This window comes from Faecalibacter sp. (assembly GCF_057177045.1).
Genome location: NZ_CM169987.1, coordinates 2,282,105 through 2,302,996, shown reverse-complemented (window position 1 = coordinate 2,302,996; position 20,892 = coordinate 2,282,105). Strand labels below are relative to the sequence as shown.

Annotated in this window: 16 protein-coding genes and 3 tRNA genes; 8 read left to right on the top strand and 11 right to left on the bottom strand. The window is 35.5% G+C overall.

What is annotated here, in order from left to right; genetic code table 11:
• Positions 1-29: 29 nt before the first annotated feature.
• Entirely contained in the window at positions 30-752 is a 723-nt protein-coding gene (locus AC1QSP_RS10790; RefSeq protein WP_484078694.1) for a polyprenol monophosphomannose synthase, read from the top strand.
• Positions 749-1,144, top strand: a complete 396-nt coding sequence (locus AC1QSP_RS10785; protein ID WP_322971294.1) for a DUF4296 domain-containing protein — start codon at positions 749-751, stop codon at positions 1,142-1,144. Before AC1QSP_RS10790 ends, AC1QSP_RS10785 begins: the two co-directional genes overlap by 4 nt.
• Positions 1,145-1,180: 36 nt before the next feature.
• On the opposite strand, the gene AC1QSP_RS10780 is transcribed toward AC1QSP_RS10785, so the two are convergent.
• The 5 genes from AC1QSP_RS10780 to AC1QSP_RS10760 form a co-directional block, all read right to left on the bottom strand.
• Positions 1,181-1,474: a hypothetical protein gene (locus AC1QSP_RS10780; protein WP_484078693.1), complete on the bottom strand. Its 294-nt coding sequence runs from the start codon at positions 1,472-1,474 to the stop codon at positions 1,181-1,183.
• A 208-nt stretch (positions 1,475-1,682) separates the two neighbouring features.
• A complete protein-coding gene (locus AC1QSP_RS10775; protein WP_322971296.1) occupies positions 1,683-1,904 on the bottom strand; it encodes a hypothetical protein in 222 nt (73 codons plus the stop codon).
• A 617-nt stretch (positions 1,905-2,521) separates the two neighbouring features.
• Positions 2,522-2,595: transfer RNA gene (locus AC1QSP_RS10770), tRNA-Cys, on the bottom strand.
• A gap of 52 nt (positions 2,596-2,647) precedes the next feature.
• On the bottom strand, positions 2,648-3,004 hold the full coding sequence (gene folB, locus AC1QSP_RS10765; protein ID WP_322971297.1) for a dihydroneopterin aldolase: 357 nt from the start codon (positions 3,002-3,004) through the stop codon (positions 2,648-2,650).
• A 70-nt stretch (positions 3,005-3,074) separates the two neighbouring features.
• Positions 3,075-3,677 carry a superoxide dismutase gene (locus AC1QSP_RS10760; RefSeq protein WP_484078692.1) on the bottom strand — a complete coding sequence of 201 codons (603 nt, stop codon included), beginning with the start codon at positions 3,675-3,677 and terminating at the stop codon, positions 3,075-3,077.
• A gap of 135 nt (positions 3,678-3,812) precedes the next feature.
• On the opposite strand from AC1QSP_RS10760, the gene AC1QSP_RS10755 reads away from it, so the two are divergent.
• Positions 3,813-4,991, top strand: a complete 1,179-nt coding sequence (locus tag AC1QSP_RS10755) for a serine hydrolase domain-containing protein (RefSeq protein WP_484078691.1) — start codon at positions 3,813-3,815, stop codon at positions 4,989-4,991.
• A 1-nt stretch (position 4,992) separates the two neighbouring features.
• Complete coding sequence (locus AC1QSP_RS10750) at positions 4,993-5,700, top strand: 3'-5' exonuclease (protein WP_484078690.1); 708 nt, start codon at positions 4,993-4,995, stop codon at positions 5,698-5,700.
• A gap of 33 nt (positions 5,701-5,733) precedes the next feature.
• Here AC1QSP_RS10750 and AC1QSP_RS10745 read toward each other — a convergent pair whose 3' ends face one another.
• Positions 5,734-7,137: a hemolysin family protein gene (locus tag AC1QSP_RS10745; protein WP_484078689.1), complete on the bottom strand. Its 1,404-nt coding sequence runs from the start codon at positions 7,135-7,137 to the stop codon at positions 5,734-5,736.
• Positions 7,138-7,335: 198 nt separating this feature from the next.
• Here AC1QSP_RS10745 and AC1QSP_RS10740 point away from each other — a divergent pair, with 198 nt between their 5' ends.
• A complete protein-coding gene (locus AC1QSP_RS10740; protein ID WP_484078688.1) occupies positions 7,336-9,045 on the top strand; it encodes an ABC transporter ATP-binding protein in 1,710 nt (569 codons plus the stop codon).
• A 70-nt stretch (positions 9,046-9,115) separates the two neighbouring features.
• Here AC1QSP_RS10740 and AC1QSP_RS10735 read toward each other — a convergent pair whose 3' ends face one another.
• The 3 genes from AC1QSP_RS10735 to bamG form a co-directional block, all read right to left on the bottom strand.
• Positions 9,116-10,963 carry a SurA N-terminal domain-containing protein gene (locus AC1QSP_RS10735; RefSeq protein WP_484078687.1) on the bottom strand — a complete coding sequence of 616 codons (1,848 nt, stop codon included), beginning with the start codon at positions 10,961-10,963 and terminating at the stop codon, positions 9,116-9,118.
• A 104-nt stretch (positions 10,964-11,067) separates the two neighbouring features.
• Positions 11,068-11,601 (bottom strand): LPS export ABC transporter periplasmic protein LptC, encoded by a 534-nt coding sequence (lptC, locus tag AC1QSP_RS10730; protein ID WP_484078686.1) that lies wholly within the window; start codon positions 11,599-11,601, stop codon positions 11,068-11,070.
• 80 nt (positions 11,602-11,681) lie between these two features.
• A complete protein-coding gene (gene bamG / locus AC1QSP_RS10725; protein ID WP_484078685.1) occupies positions 11,682-12,965 on the bottom strand; it encodes a BamG family beta-barrel-assembly machinery protein in 1,284 nt (427 codons plus the stop codon).
• A 204-nt stretch (positions 12,966-13,169) separates the two neighbouring features.
• Between bamG and AC1QSP_RS10720 the strand changes: the two genes are divergently transcribed.
• Positions 13,170-13,242, top strand: a tRNA-Phe gene (locus tag AC1QSP_RS10720).
• Between the two features lie 182 nt (positions 13,243-13,424).
• Positions 13,425-13,497 (top strand) — tRNA-Phe (locus tag AC1QSP_RS10715).
• A 104-nt stretch (positions 13,498-13,601) separates the two neighbouring features.
• Here AC1QSP_RS10715 and AC1QSP_RS10710 read toward each other — a convergent pair.
• Together AC1QSP_RS10710 and AC1QSP_RS10705 are read right to left on the bottom strand one after the other, a co-directional pair.
• Positions 13,602-15,866: an aconitate hydratase gene (locus AC1QSP_RS10710; RefSeq protein ID WP_484078684.1), complete on the bottom strand. Its 2,265-nt coding sequence runs from the start codon at positions 15,864-15,866 to the stop codon at positions 13,602-13,604.
• A gap of 189 nt (positions 15,867-16,055) precedes the next feature.
• Positions 16,056-18,818: a bifunctional aconitate hydratase 2/2-methylisocitrate dehydratase gene (locus AC1QSP_RS10705; RefSeq protein WP_484078683.1), complete on the bottom strand. Its 2,763-nt coding sequence runs from the start codon at positions 18,816-18,818 to the stop codon at positions 16,056-16,058.
• Between the two features lie 578 nt (positions 18,819-19,396).
• Between AC1QSP_RS10705 and argH the strand changes: the two genes are divergently transcribed.
• Complete coding sequence (argH, locus tag AC1QSP_RS10700) at positions 19,397-20,698, top strand: argininosuccinate lyase (protein ID WP_484078682.1); 1,302 nt, start codon at positions 19,397-19,399, stop codon at positions 20,696-20,698.
• Positions 20,699-20,892 lie beyond the last annotated feature (194 nt).

The window sequence follows — 20,892 nt, the reverse complement described above, 5'->3', positions numbered from 1 at the left end:
ACTATCTTTACACCTTCAAATTGATATTTATGTCAGACAAATTGGTCATCATCCCGACATATAACGAAAAAGAAAATATAGAAGCGATTATTCAAGCGGTTCTAGCGGTAGATGGTGCATTTGATATCTTAATTGTAGATGATAGTTCTCCTGATGGAACAGGTGAGATTATCAAACGCTTAATTCCTACAAGCAACGGTCGATTACATCTTGAAGTTCGTACAACAAAAGATGGTTTAGGTCGTGCATATGTTCATGGCTTTAAATGGGCTTTAGCCCACGATTACCAATACATTTTTGAAATGGATGCCGATTTTTCGCATAACCCGAATGATTTGCCAAAATTGTATGAAGCACTGGTACAAGGAGCAGATGTGTCTGTAGGATCACGTTATTGCAAAGGTGTCAATGTGGTCAATTGGCCAATGGAACGTGTTTTGTTGTCCTATTTCGCCTCTAAATATGTTCGTATCATTACCAATTTACCGGTCCATGATGCGACAGCTGGTTTTGTGGGATATAAAGCGGAAGTTTTAAAAACATTAGGTTTAGATGAAATCAAATTTAAAGGCTATGGATTTCAAATTGAAATGAAGTACAAATCGTGGATCAAGAAATTTAAAATTCAAGAGGTTCCTATTATTTTTACTGATCGCACCTTAGGAGAGTCGAAAATCAGTTCGGATATCATTGGTGAAGCAGTATTTGGCGTTATTTCGCTTCGCTTAAGAAATATGTTTGGTAAACTATGAGAAAGTTAATTTACATCTGTATCATTTGTTTGGGATTAACGGCATGTAATCGCCCTTACATCGAAAAACCTGATGATTTATTAAGTAAATCGGAAATGGTCGATGTATTGGTCGAAATATACAAGAGTCAACAAATGATCAATAGTGTTCCATCACAATCTGGAAATCAAATTTTAGATATTGCGAAGAATACATTGTATATTTTTCAAGAACAAGAGATGACGTATCAACAGTTTGAAGGGAGTTATAAATATTACTTTGCAAACCCTAAAGAGTATCAAAAAATCTTAGACGACGTAAAGGAAGAATTAACCAACCAATTGTCGGAAGAAGAGCGTAATCGTATGGAACAATTACGTGCAGAAACACAACAGCAACAACCAAAACAATAAAAGGCATCCGATAATTTATACAAGTTATCGGATTTTTTATTTTCTCAAGGTTAAACCATATACCGCTTGGGACGGTTGATAAAGTAACGTTAATATAAAACGATAATCGGGGTCGTAATATAAATTTAACACCCCCGAAAGGCTGACTTCACCTATCGCTTCGAACGTTTCATCTATTTCGTCTACAAATTGTTCTTCAGGATAAAGTGATTTGACGTCTTCAAACACTTTTTCTTCATCAATGGTTACGATTACAGAACTAAATTCACAATCAATGTAGCGGCTCATAATTTGTCGAATGGCAAAATTTTTCTTTGTAATGTCTATCATAAAATAGGTTTTAGGAATTATTTTTTTGAAGGGGATCATCGAAAATGAACAGTGAAGAATGAAGGAAATATTTTTCCTGAAGGATTAAAAATAAGATTCGTTCATCATCACGGATCCTCATGATTTCTATTCAAATATAATTCACTAAAACGCCTACTTGTGTCGTGAAAAAAAGAAAGTCGAGATCAAATCTCGACTTTCGCATCATTTATTTCTGTAACTCTTGTTCAATTCCAAAAACCCAAAGGATTTTTTCGTCGGCTAATCGATTTTTCGCTTCTTCGATATAGTCTTTTTTCAGCTTTTCATATGCTTCTTCGCTGATATAGTTAGGATCAAAAGGTGGGATAGGCTTAACTTCTACTTTAAATGTTTTTGTAAACCCTTTATAATTTACCTCTTTCTCGATATATTGTTTTTCTTCTGCCATTGATCTGTAATTGAATCATCAAACTTTGACAAAGATAAAGATTAATATGAAAAGTTTTAAAAGGAGCTTCTTTATACTTTTTTCCTCCGATCAGTGCTGGAAAATTTAGCAGTAGTACCCCTATTCTATACCGATTTTCTGAACCATCCTATTCTACCCCAAAGAAATGCATATATGCACAACTTGGTCGAATTATCTACCTAAAATTATTGTTTAATTAAGGGAACATGTACTTTATAGATGACGATAACCTACTGAATATACTTAGAATCATAAGAAATACCTCCTTTCGAAAGCGGGATTAATGCGAAACAAAGGTACTTTAAACCCGTTACAGAGGCGATATAAAGGCGACATAGAGGCGGCATAGAAGCGCTATAGAAGTAGCAAATAAAAATTCTTTTTGAAGTACAAGGCGAAGTGATTAACAACTTCCATTAAGCCGAAACATTCCAGAACGTAAGTTTTTGAATTAACGTACTTGCTTATTTAAAAGTACAAAAAAATGAATTTATCCGGAAGGTTAACTCTTCTGTATCACGAAATATTAAGGATTCGGACCATGAGAGAAGACCATTAAAAAACCCTCTAATCTTTCGATTAGAGGGTTGAAAATTTGGAGGTTCCTAGCGGATTCGAACCGCTGTGGACGGTTTTGCAGACCGCTACCTAGCCTCTCGGTCAAGGAACCATTTCCATCATTTTGGTTTGCAAATATAATAATAATTTTAAAAAAACAAAGCCTAAAAATGTTTTTCTAAAATAATACTTACTTTTTCTACATGCCCGCCAATAGGGGGATTTACCTTAGATAATTTAATTTTGGCATAAGTTACCGTGGTAAGTTCTTGACCTATACGATCTAAGACCCTTTTACACACATGTTCTAATAATTTTGAACGGATCCCCACCTCCTCTTTCACGATATTATTTAACGTGACATAATCTAAGGCATCAACCAATTCATCCGACTCACACGCTTTACTAAAATCAGCATGTGCCTCTAAATCCACCAAATAATCTGATCCAATGCGTGCTTCTTCGTCCAAACACCCGTGATTCGAATAGATTTTAATATTTTCTAAAATAATAATTCCCATAGCCCAAAAATAAAAAAAGACTTGCTTTTCCAAGCAAGTCTTAACAGATATTTGAATAAATCTTGTTTAATTATTTAGCTGCAGCGTATAATTCAGCAACTTTTTCCCAGTTAACCACATTAAAGAAAGCGTTGATGTAGTCTGGACGACGGTTTTGGTAGTTTAAGTAGTAAGCGTGCTCCCAAACATCTAAACCTAAAATTGGTTGACCTTGTACATCAGCAACTGGCATTAATGGGTTGTCTTGGTTTGGAGTAGAAGTCACTACTAATTTACCATCAACAACAACTAACCAAGCCCATCCTGATCCGAAACGAGTTGCAGCAGCTTTAGAGAATTCATCTTTGAATGCTTCGAATGATCCGAAAGCAGCATCGATTGCTTCTGCTAATTCTCCTGTTGGGTTTCCTCCTGCATTTGGAGCTAATGTTTCCCAGAATAAGTTGTGGTTGTAAAAACCTCCACCATTGTTACGTACCGCTGGTTTATCTGTACCTTTTGCTAAAATCTCTTCGATTGTTGCATCAGCTAAATCTGTACCTTCGATTGCTGCATTTAAGTTTGTCGTATATGCTGCATGGTGTTTTCCGTGGTGGATTTCCATTGTTTTAGCATCAATGTGTGGTTCTAATGCATCAATTGCATATGGTAATTGTGGTAATTCAAAAGCCATAATATTTTATTTTTTTTAGATTATTAATTTGTTTAAAATTAAATTAATTCTAACAAATATAAGACCGAACGGAGAAAAATTTAACATTATTTAATACGAATAGTTTAAATTAGTAAATCCACAAGAACAATTGCTATGAAAAGACTTTGGAAAATCATCAAATGGTTTTTAATAATTATCGCATTATTACTTCTCGCTCTGTATTTTACAGGAAACGACTATATCATTCGAGGAGTACAACTGACGTATCTCAAAGGCGAAAAAACAGCCAATATCGATGATTATAAAGATTTTGATAATAATGTCATCTTGGCAGGAACTCCACGACAATGGACACCGCACCCTTTCTATAATACCATTGAAATTGATGCCACCTTCGAGAAAGAATTAGTGGATTTTGGTACAGCAGGGTATATCCTTATAAAAGATGGTCAACTTCTGATTGAAAAATATTATCACCATTATCAGGAAGCTTCGTTAACCAATTCTTTTTCTATGGCAAAATCGATTCTTACAATGTTAATAGGAAAAGCCATAGAAGATGGTTACATCAAAAGTTTTGATCAAAAATTGACCGATTTTATTCCTGAGTTTAAAGATGATGAATATGGAAAACAAGCCACAGTTCGTGATTTGTCAGCAATGACCTCGGGTTATGATTGGGAAGAAAATTATTACTTTCCATTAAATCCGACCGCAAAAGCGTACTACGGTGATGATGTCGAAGGGCAAATGCTCAAAAGACAATTTATATCAGCTCCAGGAGGTCATTTTAAATATTCATCTGGGGATACCCAATTGTTAGGCATTGTATTGAAAAGAGCTTTAAAAAATAAATCCATTGCCCAATATGCACAAGAAACAATTTGGCAACCCATGGGCATGGAATTTGATGCTCAATGGTCGAAAGATCGAGCAGATGGGATGGAAAAAACCTATTGTTGTTTCAACTCAACAGCACGTGATTTTGCTAAATTGGGACAATTGCTTTTAAATGGTGGTAAATGGTATGATCAACAAATTTTAGATTCAGCATTTGTCCACCAAATGATTACACCGAATGCAAAAGCATTTCAGCCCAATGAAGTTCCAATCTACGGACATTCCATTTGGATGGATCCTTCTTACAAAACTCCTTTTTATGCATTACTAGGTCACTTGGGACAACGAATTATTGTTATTCCATCTCTTCAAATGGTGGTGGTACGAACAGGTAAGACGCACAACGATCAACCCCAAACCAACCCTATTCCAGATGGAGATGTGTATCGCTTAGTAGATGAAGCAGTACGAGTAAATCAAAAACTTAATTAAAATGTTAACTCAAATCCCGTATAAAAAAATATTATTCCTCGACATTGAAACAGTTCCACAAACTGATGACTGGAATTTGTTGAGTGAACGCACCCAAGAACTCTGGGCGAAGAAAACCGCTTTCCAACGCAACAATGATGAAATCTCACCGGAAGATTTCTATCACGAGCGTGCAGGAATCATGGCTGAATTCGGAAAAATAGTATGCATCTCATGTGGTATCGTGGTCAATGAAAATTATATCCACATGAAGAGCTTTTACGGTCATGATGAAGCGAAAATTTTACGCGATTTCAATCAAATGTTAGTTGAAAACTATTTCAAGCCCGATCATTTGCTTTGTGCACATAATGGAAAAGAATTTGACTTCCCTTATATCGCCCGTCGTATGATGATTCATCAAATTGAAATTCCAAGAATCCTTCAATTGTTCGGAAAAAAACCATGGGAAGTTCCGCATTTGGACACGATGGAATTGTGGAAATTTGGTGATTATAAACATTATACTTCATTGGATTTATTGGCCAATATATTTGAGATTGAAACGCCAAAAGATGATATCGATGGTTCTCAGGTCGCTAAAGTATATTATGATGAAAACAATATCGAACGCATTAAAGCCTATTGTGAAAAGGATGTGGTGACACTAATCAATGTATTTCGGAAGATGCGTTATGAATCGATTTTAATGCGAAAAGAAGATCTATAAAAAAAAGCCTCCCAATGGGAGGCTTTTCTATGATTAGTTTTCTTCTTCAAGTTCTTCTTCAATTTCAATTCCATCATGGATGGTTAGAAGAATTTTTTCTACCGAATTACGGTACATCTTCTTCACTATCCCCGTATAGTCTGCAATTTCAATAACATCTTCGACTTCTAACTCACGGTCATAACAGATTTCTGCGATAAGACCTGCAAGCGTATCATAATGCTCTGATTCTTCGAATTTGTAAGGCAATAAGCGGTTGATATCAGAGATGGTATTGTGCGCATTTACAAGATAAATTCCTTTATCAATACGTTCTACAATTGGATCTTCATTATCATATTCATCTTGGATTTCTCCTACCAATTCTTCTAGAATATCCTCCATCGAAACAATTCCTGCGACTTCCCCTACTTCATTGGTTACCACAGCCATTTGAACACGTTTCTTTTGGAATTGTTTCAGTACGTGCTTAATCATTGCACTTTCTGAAATAAATAAAGGTTCACGCAATAGTCCACGAATATCTTGTTGATTTGGATTTGCCATCAATTGTTTCATCAAATCCTTTGTATATAAAATACCAATGATATTATCTAACGACTCTTCATAAACAGGATAACGTGAATATCCTTCTTCGATGGCATAATCAATGGCCTCCTTAACAGAAGTGGTTACATTAATCGCTGAAATATTCTTACGCAATGTTTGGATATTAATCACACGGCGATCATCAAATTCAAATACATTTTGAATCAAATCACGCTCTGATTCTTCAATCGCTCCACCATCAGAACTTTCTGAAATAATCATCTTAAGTTCCTCCTCAGAGTGAATTTCACCACCATGAATTGGTTTTACCCCAATTACTCGTAAAATCATATTGGCCAATCCGTTCATTAACCAAATCACTGGTCTGAAGACGAAATAAAAAATGCGTAATGGCCATGCCACTGTAAACGTTGTTTTGGTAGGGTATTGAATTGCTAAGGATTTAGGAGCTAATTCACCAAAAACAATGTGTAAAATGGTAATGATAACGAAAGCAATAATGAATGAGAAGTTTTGAGCAAATGCTACCCATTGTGGACCAGTTAAACCTAAAACATCAAATAATTTGACGATTACTGGCATTAAAGATGATTCACCAACCCATCCTAAACCTAAAGAGGCTAAAGTAATACCCAACTGCGTTGCAGCAAGATAAGCATCAAGATTGTTTACGATCGATTTGGCAACATTCGATACACCAGCATTAATATCCTGGCTCACTTCAATTTGGGAAGATCTTACCTTTACAATGGCAAATTCCGCGGCTACGAAAAATCCATTTAAAAAGACAAGGAAAATTGTTAGCAATAATTTTGCTATTGAAATTTCATCGGCGACATTGTGATTAGCAACTAAAAACAATGTCGAAATCTGGGAGTATGTATCCATTGGTTAAATTATAAAAACCAGCACGTTTCAATTTTTTAGGCTGGTGAAACATTATCTCTAATTTAATTCTTTTTTTTCAAATTATTTCGATTTTTGTTTCGTTACAAAATTATAAAATTTTTAGATTCAATTTTCAAATTTGATTCATCTTATCCAATCCATAAATTTTCAGTAAATTTCAGCATTCAAATTATTGACATGCACACATCAAAAACAGAGGAACCTTGGATGATACAAGTGAAGAATTTGAGTGTTTCTTTTGGCGATCGCCAAGTACTGAACGCGGTAAATTTTAACTTAAAACAAGGTGAAACGTTAGGAATTGTTGGAGAATCTGGATCAGGAAAATCAATTACTTCCTTAGCCATCATGGGATTATTATCTCCTCAAGCGACGATTCATCCTGGTAGCGAAATTCTTTTTCAGTATCAAAACAAGACCATCGATTTATTACAATTGAAAACGGATGAGCTTCGTACAATTAGAGGAAATGATATAGCCATGATTTTCCAAGAACCGATGACTTCGCTTAATCCCAGTTTGCGATGTGGTGAACAAGTGGAAGAATCGATTGCATTGCATCAAAAACTGTCGAGATCAGCGGCCAAACAAAAAGTAATTTCCCTTTTTGAACAGGTTAAACTTCCACAACCGGAACGGGTCTATAAAGCGTACCCTCATGAATTATCTGGTGGACAGAAGCAACGTGTGATGATTGCTATGGCAATTGCCTGCGAACCTAAGTTATTAATTGCGGATGAACCTACAACGGCATTGGATGTAACGGTACAAAAAGCTACCCTTGATCTTTTAAAAGAATTACAAACGACACACCAAATGAGTATGATATTCATTTCTCACGATTTGGGCGTTATTGCCAATGTATGTGAAGAAGTTTTGGTGATGTTTCGAGGAGATGTCGTTGAACAAGGGCATGTTGAATCCATTTTTAATGCTCCCAAAGAAAATTATACCAAAGGTTTAATCGCTTGTCGACCACGTTTGGACGAGCGATACAAGCGACTTCCGACAGTCAACGATTTTTTAGAAAATCCCAATCATCAGTCAGAAATTTATACGGATGACGAACGAAAAGCTTTTCATCAATCGATTTATCAGCAAGAACCAATATTAGAAGTTCGAAATTTAAAAAAATATTTTTATCCTTCTTCTCTCTTTGGATCAGCGAAAACACCGAATGTAAAAGCGGTAGATGATATTTCCTTTAAAGTTTATCCCGGAGAAACATTAGGATTGGTAGGGGAATCAGGTTCAGGAAAAACCACCTTATCCCGTACCGTATTGTTATTAGAACAGCCTACTTCAGGAGAGATTTTCTTTCGAGGAAAAGATATTACTCAACTAAAAAAAGAAGAGGTTCGTCAATTGCGTCGGGAAATCCAGATTATTTTTCAAGATCCTTATTCGAGCTTAAATCCTCGTCATACCATAGCTCAAATTATCACCGAACCCATGGGGATCCATGGAATTGGTACGACTAAAAAAGAACGATTAGCGACAGCAGAATCTTTACTCGAGAAAGTGGGGTTATCCGCTGCTGATTTAAACAAATATCCCCATGAATTTTCTGGAGGTCAACGTCAACGCATCGGCATTGCACGTGCCTTGGCCTTAAAACCTCAATTCATCATCTGTGACGAATCCGTTTCTGCTTTAGATGTTTCGGTTCAAGCACAAGTTCTAAACCTTTTAAATGATCTTAAAACCGAATTTGGCTTTACCTATATCTTTATTTCACACGATTTAGCCGTTGTGAAATACATGAGTGATCAGTTATTGGTCATGCAACATGGGGTTTTAAAAGAATTAGACGATGCTGATCAAGTATATGCCCATCCTACTACAGCCTATACAAAAGAATTAATCGATTCTATTCCGAAATTATAATAACATAAAAAATTCCATAAAAAAAGCCCGAATCGATGATTCGGGCTTTTTATCTATATCGAAATAGCAATTAATTAATTACTCGATCGCGGTTGTCTTTGATATCAGCCGCTTGAATTAAAGAAGGTAATAATGTTTGAGAAACTTGTCCTTTTAATTGACGGTTTAAGTTTTCTAATAACATATTTCCTTTTTGTCCTGTAGGAATATTTTGTGTTTTAGGAACAATGTAGAATACCCCTGCATTTCCTGCAATTGCTTTCGATGAAGTATTTGGTTTAACCCCAAATGCTGCACCTACTACGCGTGGCTCTAATCCTACACCTTGGATATTATTGTTTCCAAAATTAACCATGGCAGTCGCTTTTTTACCACCAAATTGTTTGATAAAAGCATCAATTCCTCCTGTGGCAATTTTTTCATTTACAGCAGCCGTTACTTTTTCTTGTAATAAGATCGGCTCTACAAATTGTCTTACAACTGATGGATGCGCTAACCCTTTATCAAAACGAGAATTTAAATGTACGACAATGTAGTCTCCATTCTCTGAAGTGAATAAGTTCGTTGCTCCAGCTTGTGTTTTCTTATCGAATGCCCAAGCTAAAATTTTATCGGTTTGATCTGCTGGTAATTCTTGAGCAATTCCTGGCGCAAAACGCTCGATTGATTCTGAAACACCAGAAACAAAATTTGATTTTTTCGCTAACGCTGTGAAATCGTTTACTGATTTTCCTTCTACGGCTTGAACGAAGTTACGTGCATCTTTAAACGCTTTATCTGTTGTCGCTTTCGATGGATCGATACGTTTTACAATGTTTGCAATTTGGTAAACGGTATTGGTATTTACCGAATCTTTTACCTCTTTAGATTTTGAGATTTTATACAATTGGTAAGTATCACCTACTTTGTAAGGTCCACCAATTTGTCCCACTTGTGCCGTTTTAAAGAATTCTAAAATTTCAGGCGTTAAATTCGCTTTTGCTAAATCTTCTCTTGAGAAATAGTTAGAAATAAATGGTTGATCTGAATTCGAAGCAACATAAATCGAATCATTTTTCGCAGATCCAAATGCTTCAATAGTATCCGTTACATTATTTACTTCGTCGTGAATAATTTGCTGCGTTAAGTATTTTTTAATGTTTGCTAAAGCCACTTGCTCATCTTGAGCAGATGCTTTCGCTGGAAAATACGCATACGCAACTTTTACTAATCCATTAGCTTCAAAACGTTTTGGGAATTTTGAAGTATAAGCATTAATATCCTCATCCGAAATTTTTAATCCCAATTTATTGGATAATGTTTTGTAATCTACAAAAGCATAATCAATTGTTGCATTAGAACCATTGTATGTTTGTTGTAAATCAGCTTCTTTACCTGTTACAGCTGTACCAGCCATTACATAGCTTAAGTATTTACGAGATAAGATCTCTAACTTAATCTGTTCTGCAGTTTGTAACCAACCTTTATAGTTTTGCATCATGTTTGGATCCGCAGCTGCTGCTTGTTCTAACTGATTAATTTGTTGTTTTGCCTCTGCTGGAGATTTCATTCCAAACTGTTGAGCAACATAACTCCAAAACTCATCTTCAGAAACTTCTAATCCTAATTTTTCTGCATGTTGTTTTAATACTTTTTGACTCACTAAACTTGACCAAGTTTGTTGAGCTAATTGGTTTTCAGATACACTTTGTCCCTGTTGCTGTAACATATTTTGTACAGATTCTCTTTGAGACATGTACTCGTTAATCCCAATACTTTCACCATTGATGCTTCCCACTTGGTTAGGATCTCCTGTGAATAATTGTTTAATTTTCGAGTTTTCACCGAAAAGGTCACCTGCAACGAATGCAAGCATCGCCACTCCGATCACTACGAAAATCAACCAGGTTTTCTTACGAATTTCTCCTAAAATTGCCATTCTTATGTTAATTTATATACGATAATAGGTGGCGAAAATACGACAATACATTGAATAATAAAACAGAAGAAAGTAGAAGAATGAGGTTTATTGTAAATTATTTTTTACAATTTTTGTTCTTCTTTCATTAAAATATACCCTTCGTTATTAAAAAGCGTATATTCTTGTAAATCATCTGCGGCTTCTATTCCGTTTTTAGCCGTTATTTTACTTCCGTCTTTACCGATTAGTTCTACTAATTTTGTGCTATAGATTAGTTTTTTGTTTTTGTCCCAGAACAATTGTTCAGATTTAACCGAATCTCCTTCATCCGTTACAATGACTACATTTCCACGACCTTCATAAATCCCCGTTTTATCACTTAATTTTCCCCAATCGGCTTTAAAAAAACCAGGTTTTTCAGCGCCTTTTTCATAAAAGTCCAATTCTAACCCTTTTCTAAAAAGGGTATAAGGGGTGTCAATTAAACTGTATTCCTCAATTAATGGAGAACGGAGATTCATCGTGACTTTACCTGAGTCCTTAAAAATGATATTAGCGTCAATCAAACTCCTATTCGGAAAGTTGGTCTTCATATCTTTTCTGACAACAGGTACTTCTCTATTACACGAAAAAAGTGTAACAAATAATGATAGCATTAGTGTTATTCCTTTTAAACACTTCCAACCATTATTTATCACACTGATATTCATTCTTTTATTTTTTTGATTAACAATCATTAATCAATTACACGTTTTCTAAACCAAATATCGTTTAAGTCGAATCCAACTTTAACGCCTAAATAGTCATCTTTAATTAAACCATTACTTGTTGTTCCTCTTTGTCCATATTCTAATGCTACATTCAGCATTGTCCCATCGTTTGTTTTTCCAACAGGCAATCCGGCACCGATTGTTACACCATAACGGTTAATATCTGACCCGTATAACGCATATGGAGCTGATTCATAATATAAACCTGCACGATAAATCACACGGTTAAAATAACTTTTGTAACTGTTAAAGTCAGGAATCCAATATCCACCAACGGCCAAATACACGTTATTTTTATATTCCGTATTTGATGCTACGGTAGATACTGGAGATAAAGATGGTTTTTCAAAATCAGACCAAGTATTAAACTTCGCTTCTCCTGAAATGGCCCATGCATTATCTTTTGTATAAGATGCCCCAATTGCAAAAGTATGAGGTAATTTTGTTTTTGCTTCTGCATCACGTTTTAAACTAATCGTATCTAACGATGCTTTATCTGTCCCTAAAAACGTATACGTCGACGTCATTTCATTTAAATCTGTCGTTAAGTTAGATCCCAACGTATAGTAGGCACCAATGTAAAGGTTATTGTTTTTACCAATCTTTTGTTGATACATTGATCCTAAAGTAAATTGAACGCCACGATAATTGGCTTTTGTACTATAATCGGTTAACAAACTCGCACCTTCGATCGAAACCTTTTCACTCGTTTCTAACTTCCCGAATAAGTAGTTTGCACGTAAAGCTAAAGAGAATCCGTTGGTAATGTTGTAGTTGTAGAAGGCGTGTAACGAGTTAATCGCTCCTTTACCTTCCATGGCAGACGTTTGGTTTGCGTTTTCTCCTACCCCTGTATTGGTAATGTTATATCCTAAAGCACTATACGGCTGAAACCCCATTCCGAATGTACTTTTCTTTGTCATTGGAAATGCTAAGGAAATGTTCGAAAGTTTGAAACTTCCCGTCGAAACTTTATCCGAACCTGATTCAAATGTACTATTATCCCCTCTAACACTCACGTTAAAGTTCGTCATACGAATATTTCTATTCGCTGCTGGGTTAGAGAAATTAGCGTTTTGTCCGTAAGGGTTGGTTGGGACAGTCGATATTCCACCCATACCACCAATTTCTGCGTTATTATTATATAATTGTTCTCCAATTCCTAACGAAGAATACGGAGATACAGAAACTGTTTGGGCTTGAATTGTCGTTGCCCCAATAAGAGCAAGACTACAAATAATCCATTTCATATGAACTTATATAGAATTCTAAGGCACAAATATGATGATTTGTTGTTAAATTATAAAATTACAGAGCAAAAATGAGTTGTTAAAAGTCTATTAATTTTTAAAATATGGAAATTTTGTGTGGATTTTCCTATTTTGAAGCAGATTTAATTCAAAAAAGATTTGGAGGTTTGAATTTTCGTTCTATATTTGCATCACCATTAAGGCGGTGCCTTAGCTCAGTTGGTAGAGCAAAGGACTGAAAATCCTTGTGTCCCTGGTTCGATTCCTGGAGGCACCACTGCTTAAAATCTCAATCCTTTCGATTGAGATTTTTTTTTGCTCAAAAATTGAAAATGATATAAAAATATTTTTATTTTAAAGATTCAGATTTTCAAAGGGTTAAATCAAACGAAATAAAAAACTTCAAAAAAAGATTTGGAGGTTTGGATTTTCGTTCTATATTTGCATCACAATTAAGGCGGTGCCTTAGCTCAGTTGGTAGAGCAAAGGACTGAAAATCCTTGTGTCCCTGGTTCGATTCCTGGAGGCACCACTGCTTAAAATCTCAATCGTTTCGATTGAGATTTTTTTTTGCTTCTATGTATAGAAGCAAAAAAGCCGATGCGATGCATCGGCTTTTTTTATTTCTCATCATGATTATGCGCCTTGCGCTTTAATTAGGTTTAATGCTGAACCTGCTTTAAACCATTCAATTTGAGCATCATTATACGTATGATTTGCTAAAATTCGATCGGTAGAACCATCTGCATGAACAAGTTCGATTGTCAATGGTTTACCTGGTGCAAATTCTGTCAAATCCACAAAGTTAATGGTATCATCTTCTTGCACTTTATCGTAATCCGATTTATCTGCGAACGTTAAAGCTAACATTCCTTGTTTCTTTAAATTGGTTTCATGAATACGCGCAAAAGAGCGTACCAATACAGCTACCGAGCCTAAATGACGTGGCTGCATTGCTGCATGTTCACGCGAAGAACCTTCCCCGTAGTTTTCATCTCCCACAATGACAGAAGGAACTCCTGCCGCTTTATAAGCACGCGCCGTATCTGGAACTGGCCCATATTCTCCAGTTAATTGATTTTTAACCAAGTTAACTTCCTGATTAAATGCATTCACTGCCCCAATTAACGTATTGTTGGCAATATTATCTAAATGCCCGCGGAAACGTAACCATGGTCCAGCCATTGAAATATGATCGGTTGTACATTTTCCAAATGCTTTAATCAACAATTTAGCTCCTGTGATGTTTTGACCATTCCAAGGCTTAAAACCTTCTAACAATTGTAAACGCTCAGAATTAGGATTAACCACCACTTCTACAGCAGAACCATCTTCTACTGGCGCCTGGTACCCATTATCTTCAAAAGCATATCCATTTGAAGGTAATTCGTCTCCTTTTGGAGGATCCAGCATCACTTCTTCCCCATTCTTGTTGATTAATTTATCCGTTATTGGATTAAAGTCTAAACGACCAGCAATTGCAATTGCCGCAACCATTTCTGGAGAAGTTACAAACGCATAAGTATTCGGGTTACCGTCTGCACGTTTTTTGAAGTTTCGGTTGAATGAGTGAACAATTGTATTTTTTTCTTCTTTATCTGCTCCTTCACGATCCCATTGACCAATACAAGGACCACAAGCATTCGTAAAGATAACTGCATTTAAGTCTTCAAACGTTTTTAAGAAACCATCGCGATCTGCGGTATAACGAACCACCTCAGAACCTGGATTAATTCCGAATGAAGCTTTTGTTTCTAAACCTTTATCAATAGCTTGTTGAGCGATTGAAGCTGCACGAGACAAATCTTCATATGAAGAGTTGGTACAAGACCCGATCAATCCCCACTCCACATCTAACGGCCATCCATTCGCCGCAGCTGTATCTTTCATTTTCGATACTGGAGTCATTAAATCCGGTGTAAATGGACCATTTAAACGAGGTTCTAATTCGGATAAGTTAATTTCAATTAATTGATCATAAAATGCCGATGGGTTCGCATAAACTTCATCATCTGAACGTAAATATGCTTTCATTTGGTTTGCAGCATCCGCTACATCATCACGATCTGTTGCTCGTAAATATCGTTCTGAAGCCTCATCATAAGCGAAAATCGAAGTTGTCGCTCCAATTTCAGCCCCCATGTTACAAATGGTACCTTTTCCCGTCGCGGATAAAGATTCAGCACCTTCTCCAAAGTACTCCACAATTGCACCTGTACCACCTTTTACGGTTAATAAACCAGCAACTTCTAAGATAACATCTTTTGGTGAAGCCCAACCCGATAATTTACCTGTTAATTTTACCCCGATTAATTTCGGCATTTTCAATTCCCAAGCCATCCCTGCCATAACATCTACAGCATCTGCTCCACCAACTCCGATAGCGACCATTCCTAGTCCCCCTGCATTTGGTGTATGAGAATCCGTACCAATCATCATTCCTCCAGGGAATGCATAGTTTTCCAATACCACTTGGTGGATAATTCCAGCTCCTGGCTTCCAGAAACCAATTCCATATTTATTTGAAACAGATTCTAAGAAATTGAAAACTTCTGATGATTTATTAATCGCTTCTTTTAAATCGATTTTTGCCCCAACTTTTGCTTGGATTAAATGATCACAGTGAACGGTTGAAGGAACCGCTGTTTTTGCTTTACCTGCTTGCATAAATTGCAATAAAGCCATCTGAGCTGTTGCATCTTGCATCGCTACACGGTCTGGCGCAAAATCCACATACGATTCACCTCTAGTATACGCTTGTGTTGGAGCTCCATCAAACAAGTGCGCATATAAAATCTTTTCTGAATAAGTTAAAGGACGTCCAACGATTGTTTTTGCTGCATCTACACGATCTTGCATTCTCGCGTAGACACCTTTAATCATATCAATATCAAATGCCATAAATATTGTTTTAAAATTCGTTTTTAGTTGATAGTGATACAATTTACTCATTAATTCTATTATTTCATAATCCACAAATGTTAAAACAATGTTTACTTTTATGATTAAAAGAACTATAAAAAAAGAGGTTAACCCATTGGGTTAACCTCTCAAAGTTTTATCTCATTTGTAAAAATTACAAGTTATTTCTTAGTGACAAGAAATTGGAGTGAATTTCGTTAATTTAATTCCTTCAACTGCTTGAGTGTACTCTTCAATCGTAGGGATACGTCCTAAGATTGCAGATAATACAACAACTGGAGTAGAAGCTAATAAAGATTCACCTTTTTTGTCTGCTCTATCTTCTACAACACGTCCTTGGAATAAACGAGTTGAAGTTGCTAAAACTGTATCACCTTTTTCTGCTTTTTCTTGGTTACCCATACATAAGTTACATCCAGGACGCTCTAAGTATAATACGTTTTCATATTCTGTACGAGCTGTATTTTTAGGATTAGCATCGTTGAATTCGAATCCAGAGTATTTTTGTAAGATTTCCCAGTCACCTTCTGCTTTTAATTCGTCGATGATGTTGTAAGTTGGAGCAGCAACAACTAATGGAGCGTTGAATTTCACTTCACCTTTAGCCGCTTCAACGTTTTTCAACATTTGAGCAACGATTTTTAAGTCATCTTTGTGAACCATACAAGATCCTACGAATCCTAAGTCTACATTTTTATCGTTACCGTAGTAAGATAATTCACGGATTGTATCGTGTGTATAACGTTTAGAAACATCTGCATTGTTTACGTCTGGGTCAGCGATCATTGGCTCGTTAATAGCATCTAAATCGATCACAACTTCAGCATAGTATTTTGCATTTGCATCTGGTTGTAAAGCTGGTTTAACACCCGTTTTGATTTCTTCGATACGTTTGTTTGCTTTGTCGATTAAACCTTGTAATACTTGGTTTTTGTTATCCATACCTTTATCAATCATGATTTGGATACGAGACTTCGCAATTTCTAATGATTGGATTAATGTATCGTCTTGAGAAATACAGATTGATGCTTTCGCTTTCATCTCTGCCGTCCAGTCTGTAAATGTAAACGCTTGATCCGCTAATAAAGTACCGATGTGAACCTCGATGATACGTCCTTGGAATACATTCTCTCCGTCAAATTGTTTTAACATTTGCGCTTGAGTAGCGTGTACTACGTCACGGAAGTCCATGTAAGATTTCATTTCTCCTTTGAACGTCACCTTAACCGATTCTGGAATTGGCATAGAAGCTTCACCAGTAGCTAAAGCTAAAGCAACAGTACCAGAGTCAGCACCAAAAGCAACCCCTTTCGACATACGTGTGTGAGAGTCACCACCGATGATGATAGCCCATTCGTCTACTGTAATATCGTTTAATACTTTGTGGATAACGTCAGTCATTGAGTGGTAAACACCTTTAGGGTCACGCGCTGTAATAACTCCGAAATCGTTCATGAATTTCATTAAACGAGGGATGTTCGCTTGCGCTTTTTTGTCCCATACAGATGCCGTGTGACATCCTGATTGGTAAGCACCATCAACAATTGGAGAAATAACTGTAGCAGCCATTGACTCTAACTCTTGAGATGTCATTAAACCGGTAGTATCTTGAGAACCTACAATGTTTACTTTCACACGAACGTCAGATCCAGCGTGTAAAACTTTACCTTCTGCAACACCTACAGCATTGTTATTGAAGATTTTTTCAACAGCTGTTAACCCTTGACCTTCGATTGAAACTTCTTTCGCTGGAGCGTAAACTGTTGGAGCAGTAATTCCTAAAGTTTGAGCTGCGAAAGTTTGGATTTTTTTACCAAATACGATAGCGTAAGAACCACCCGCTTTGATAAACTCTAATTTTTGAGGAGTGAAAGATTTAGAAATATCTTTTAATTCTTTATCTCCGTTGTATAATTTTTTTGTTTTTGTATTGATTGTTAAAACTGTACCAGTTGCTACAGAATAAACTTCTTCTAAAACAGGATCACCCGCTTCATTACGAACAACTTCACCGTTTTCATCTACTTTTTTCACCCAGTTTTGTAAGTCGATACCGATACCACCAGTTACATCAACAGTTGTTAAGAAAATTGGAGAAATTCCGTTTGTACCTGCTACAATTGGAGCGATGTTAACGAAAGGAATGTATGGAGAAGCTTGTTTACCTGTCCATAATGCTACGTTATTTACCCCTGACATACGAGAAGAACCAACTCCCATTGTTCCTTTTTCAGCGATTAACATTACTGAAGCATCTGGGTGTTGCGCTTGTAATGCACGAATTTCAGCTTGAGCTTCAGGAGAAATCATACATTTTCCGTGTAATTCACGGTCAGAACGAGAGTGTGCTTGGTTACCTGGAGATAATAAGTCAGTAGAAATATCACCTTCTGCAGCGATATAAGTTACCACTTTAATTTCTTCTGGAACTTCTGGTAATTTAGTGAAGAATTCCGCTTTTGCGTAACTTTCTAAAATATCTTTTGCTACAGCATTTCCGTTTTCATAAGCTTCTTTTAAACGAGCAGTATCTGCATCATATAAGAATACTTGTGTTTTTAAAACTTCAGCAGCTTGAGTAGCGATGGCTTGATCGTTACCTAATGCTAAGTCTAATAAAACAGCGATAGATGGTCCACCTTTCATGTGAGATAATAACTCAAAAGCGAAAGCTGGAGTAATTTCTGCAACTACTTCCTCACCTAAAATAATTTCTTTTAAGAATTTCGCTTTAACACCAGCCGCTGGAGTAGTTCCTGGTAAAGTGTTATAGATGAAAAATTTTACAGACTCTTTGCGGTCTTCATTATTTACATCCTTAATTTGAGCGATAATTTCGCTTAATAATTCTGCACCGTCAATTGGTTTTGGATTTAAACCTTGACCTTTTCTCTCTTCAATTTCGTTTACGTAATCCTTATAAAGGCTCATAATTCTATATCTTTTGAATATTATAGGTGGGTAACAGAAATGAAAATCACCCAATTAACCAACCCGTTAAAATTGTTAAATGTCACCTCAATTCTTTTTTAAAATGATTACAAATTAATCAGATTAAATTGGTCTTAAGAATGCCACAATTGATTGTTATTATTAGTTATATATATACGACAAAAGTACGTTTCTACTAAATATTTTTTACTAAAATTGGATTATTTTTAATTATTTTCTAATAATTTAGAATTATTACAAAAAAGTATTAAATTTCACATTCTTAATATTTTAGGTCAAATTAATACAAGTAGAAAATAATTAAACCAATAAAATACCTAGTTAATAATTTTTAGGTCTGTTTTTTGCTAAGTTGCATTTTTATCAAAATTTAACTCCGGTATTTCCATTCCCAAACTCCTCTGTCTTATTTAGATAAATTAAATGCAATTATACGAATTTTTCTCTATATACATGAATTATGCATAAATATTAGTTAAATCCATATAAATATTCATATCCTTGTAATTTTATGCAATTATTTTTTATAAATTTGCCCCCTTATTCATTATTTAATTATGAAACTTTGGGATAAAGGTTTTACCATCAATGATAAAATCGAAAAATTTACAGTAGGTAAAGACCGTATTTTAGATGCTTATTTGGCTAAGCATGATGCCATTGCATCGATGGCACAAGCGAATATGTTAGCGAAAGTCGGTTTAATTACGAATGCCGAAAATGAGTCTTTACAGATTGCTTTAAAAGAAGTACTAGGATTAATTGAACAAGGTTCTTTTGAAATTGATGATAATTTCGAAGATATCCATTCAAAAATTGAAGCTTACTTAATTGAAAAAACGGGTGATGCGGGTAAAAAAATCCACGTGGCTCGATCACGTAATGATCAAGTTTTAGTTGCGATTCAATTATTTGAAAAGGAATATTTAAAGAATATAAATGCTAAAATCTTAGATTTAATTTCTATTCTATTACAAAAAGCAGAACAATATAAAGAGGCGCAATTACCAGGTTATACGCATTTCCAAGCCGCTATGCCAAGTAGTTTTGGAATGTGGTTTTCGGCTTATGCAGAAAATCTATTAACGGATTTATACTTTTTTGAAGCTGCTTATAAAATTGCGGATCAAAATCCTTTAGGGTCTGGAGCAGGTTTTGGAACATCGTTCCCAATTGATCGAATCCAAACTACACAAGAGATGGGATTCTCTGAAGTATTGGTTTCATCCGTAGGCGCGCAAATGTTACGTGGTAAGACAGAAAAATCGGTTGCTACAGCATTGGCAATGATTTGTGGAACTTTATCCAAGATGTCTTATGACTTGGTTTTATACAACTCACAAGATTTAGCTTTTGTCAAATTACCCAATGAAATGACAACAGGTTCTTCTATCATGCCTCATAAAAAGAATCCGGATGTGTTTGAGTTAACGCGTGCACATTGTAATCGTATCCAAGCATTGCCCAACGATATTATGCTAACGATTAATAATCTTCCAAGTGGATATCACCGAGACTATCAAATCCTAAAGGAAATTTTATTCGAGCCTATGATGCAATTTGATAATATCATTGATATCTTAACTTTTGCTATTCCTCAATTGGAAATTAAAAGTGGATATATGGATCAAGCCAAATATGATCCAATCTACACGGTAGAAAATATTAATGATGCGATCAAAAACGGAACACCTTTCCGAGATGCTTACCGTCAAGTAGGTTTATCTGTAGAGAATGGTACCTATATACCGCACAAAGAATTTCAAACAACCCATGTGGGAAGTATTCATAATTTGAGATTGGATTTAATCGAAAATAAAATTGAAAACTTTAAATTGGACGCAAGCATTTGTAAATAAAACAAATTCCACAATATCACATAACCTAATCGAAAGATTAGGTTATTTTTTTGGATTTAAAATTTTCAAAATTCAGAAAAATAACATCATAAAACACTGAAATATTGTTATTTGTAAAATAAATATTGTTTTACAAATACATTACAACATCATTTCTGATAAATCTTTCGAAATCATTCTAATTTTGACTCGTC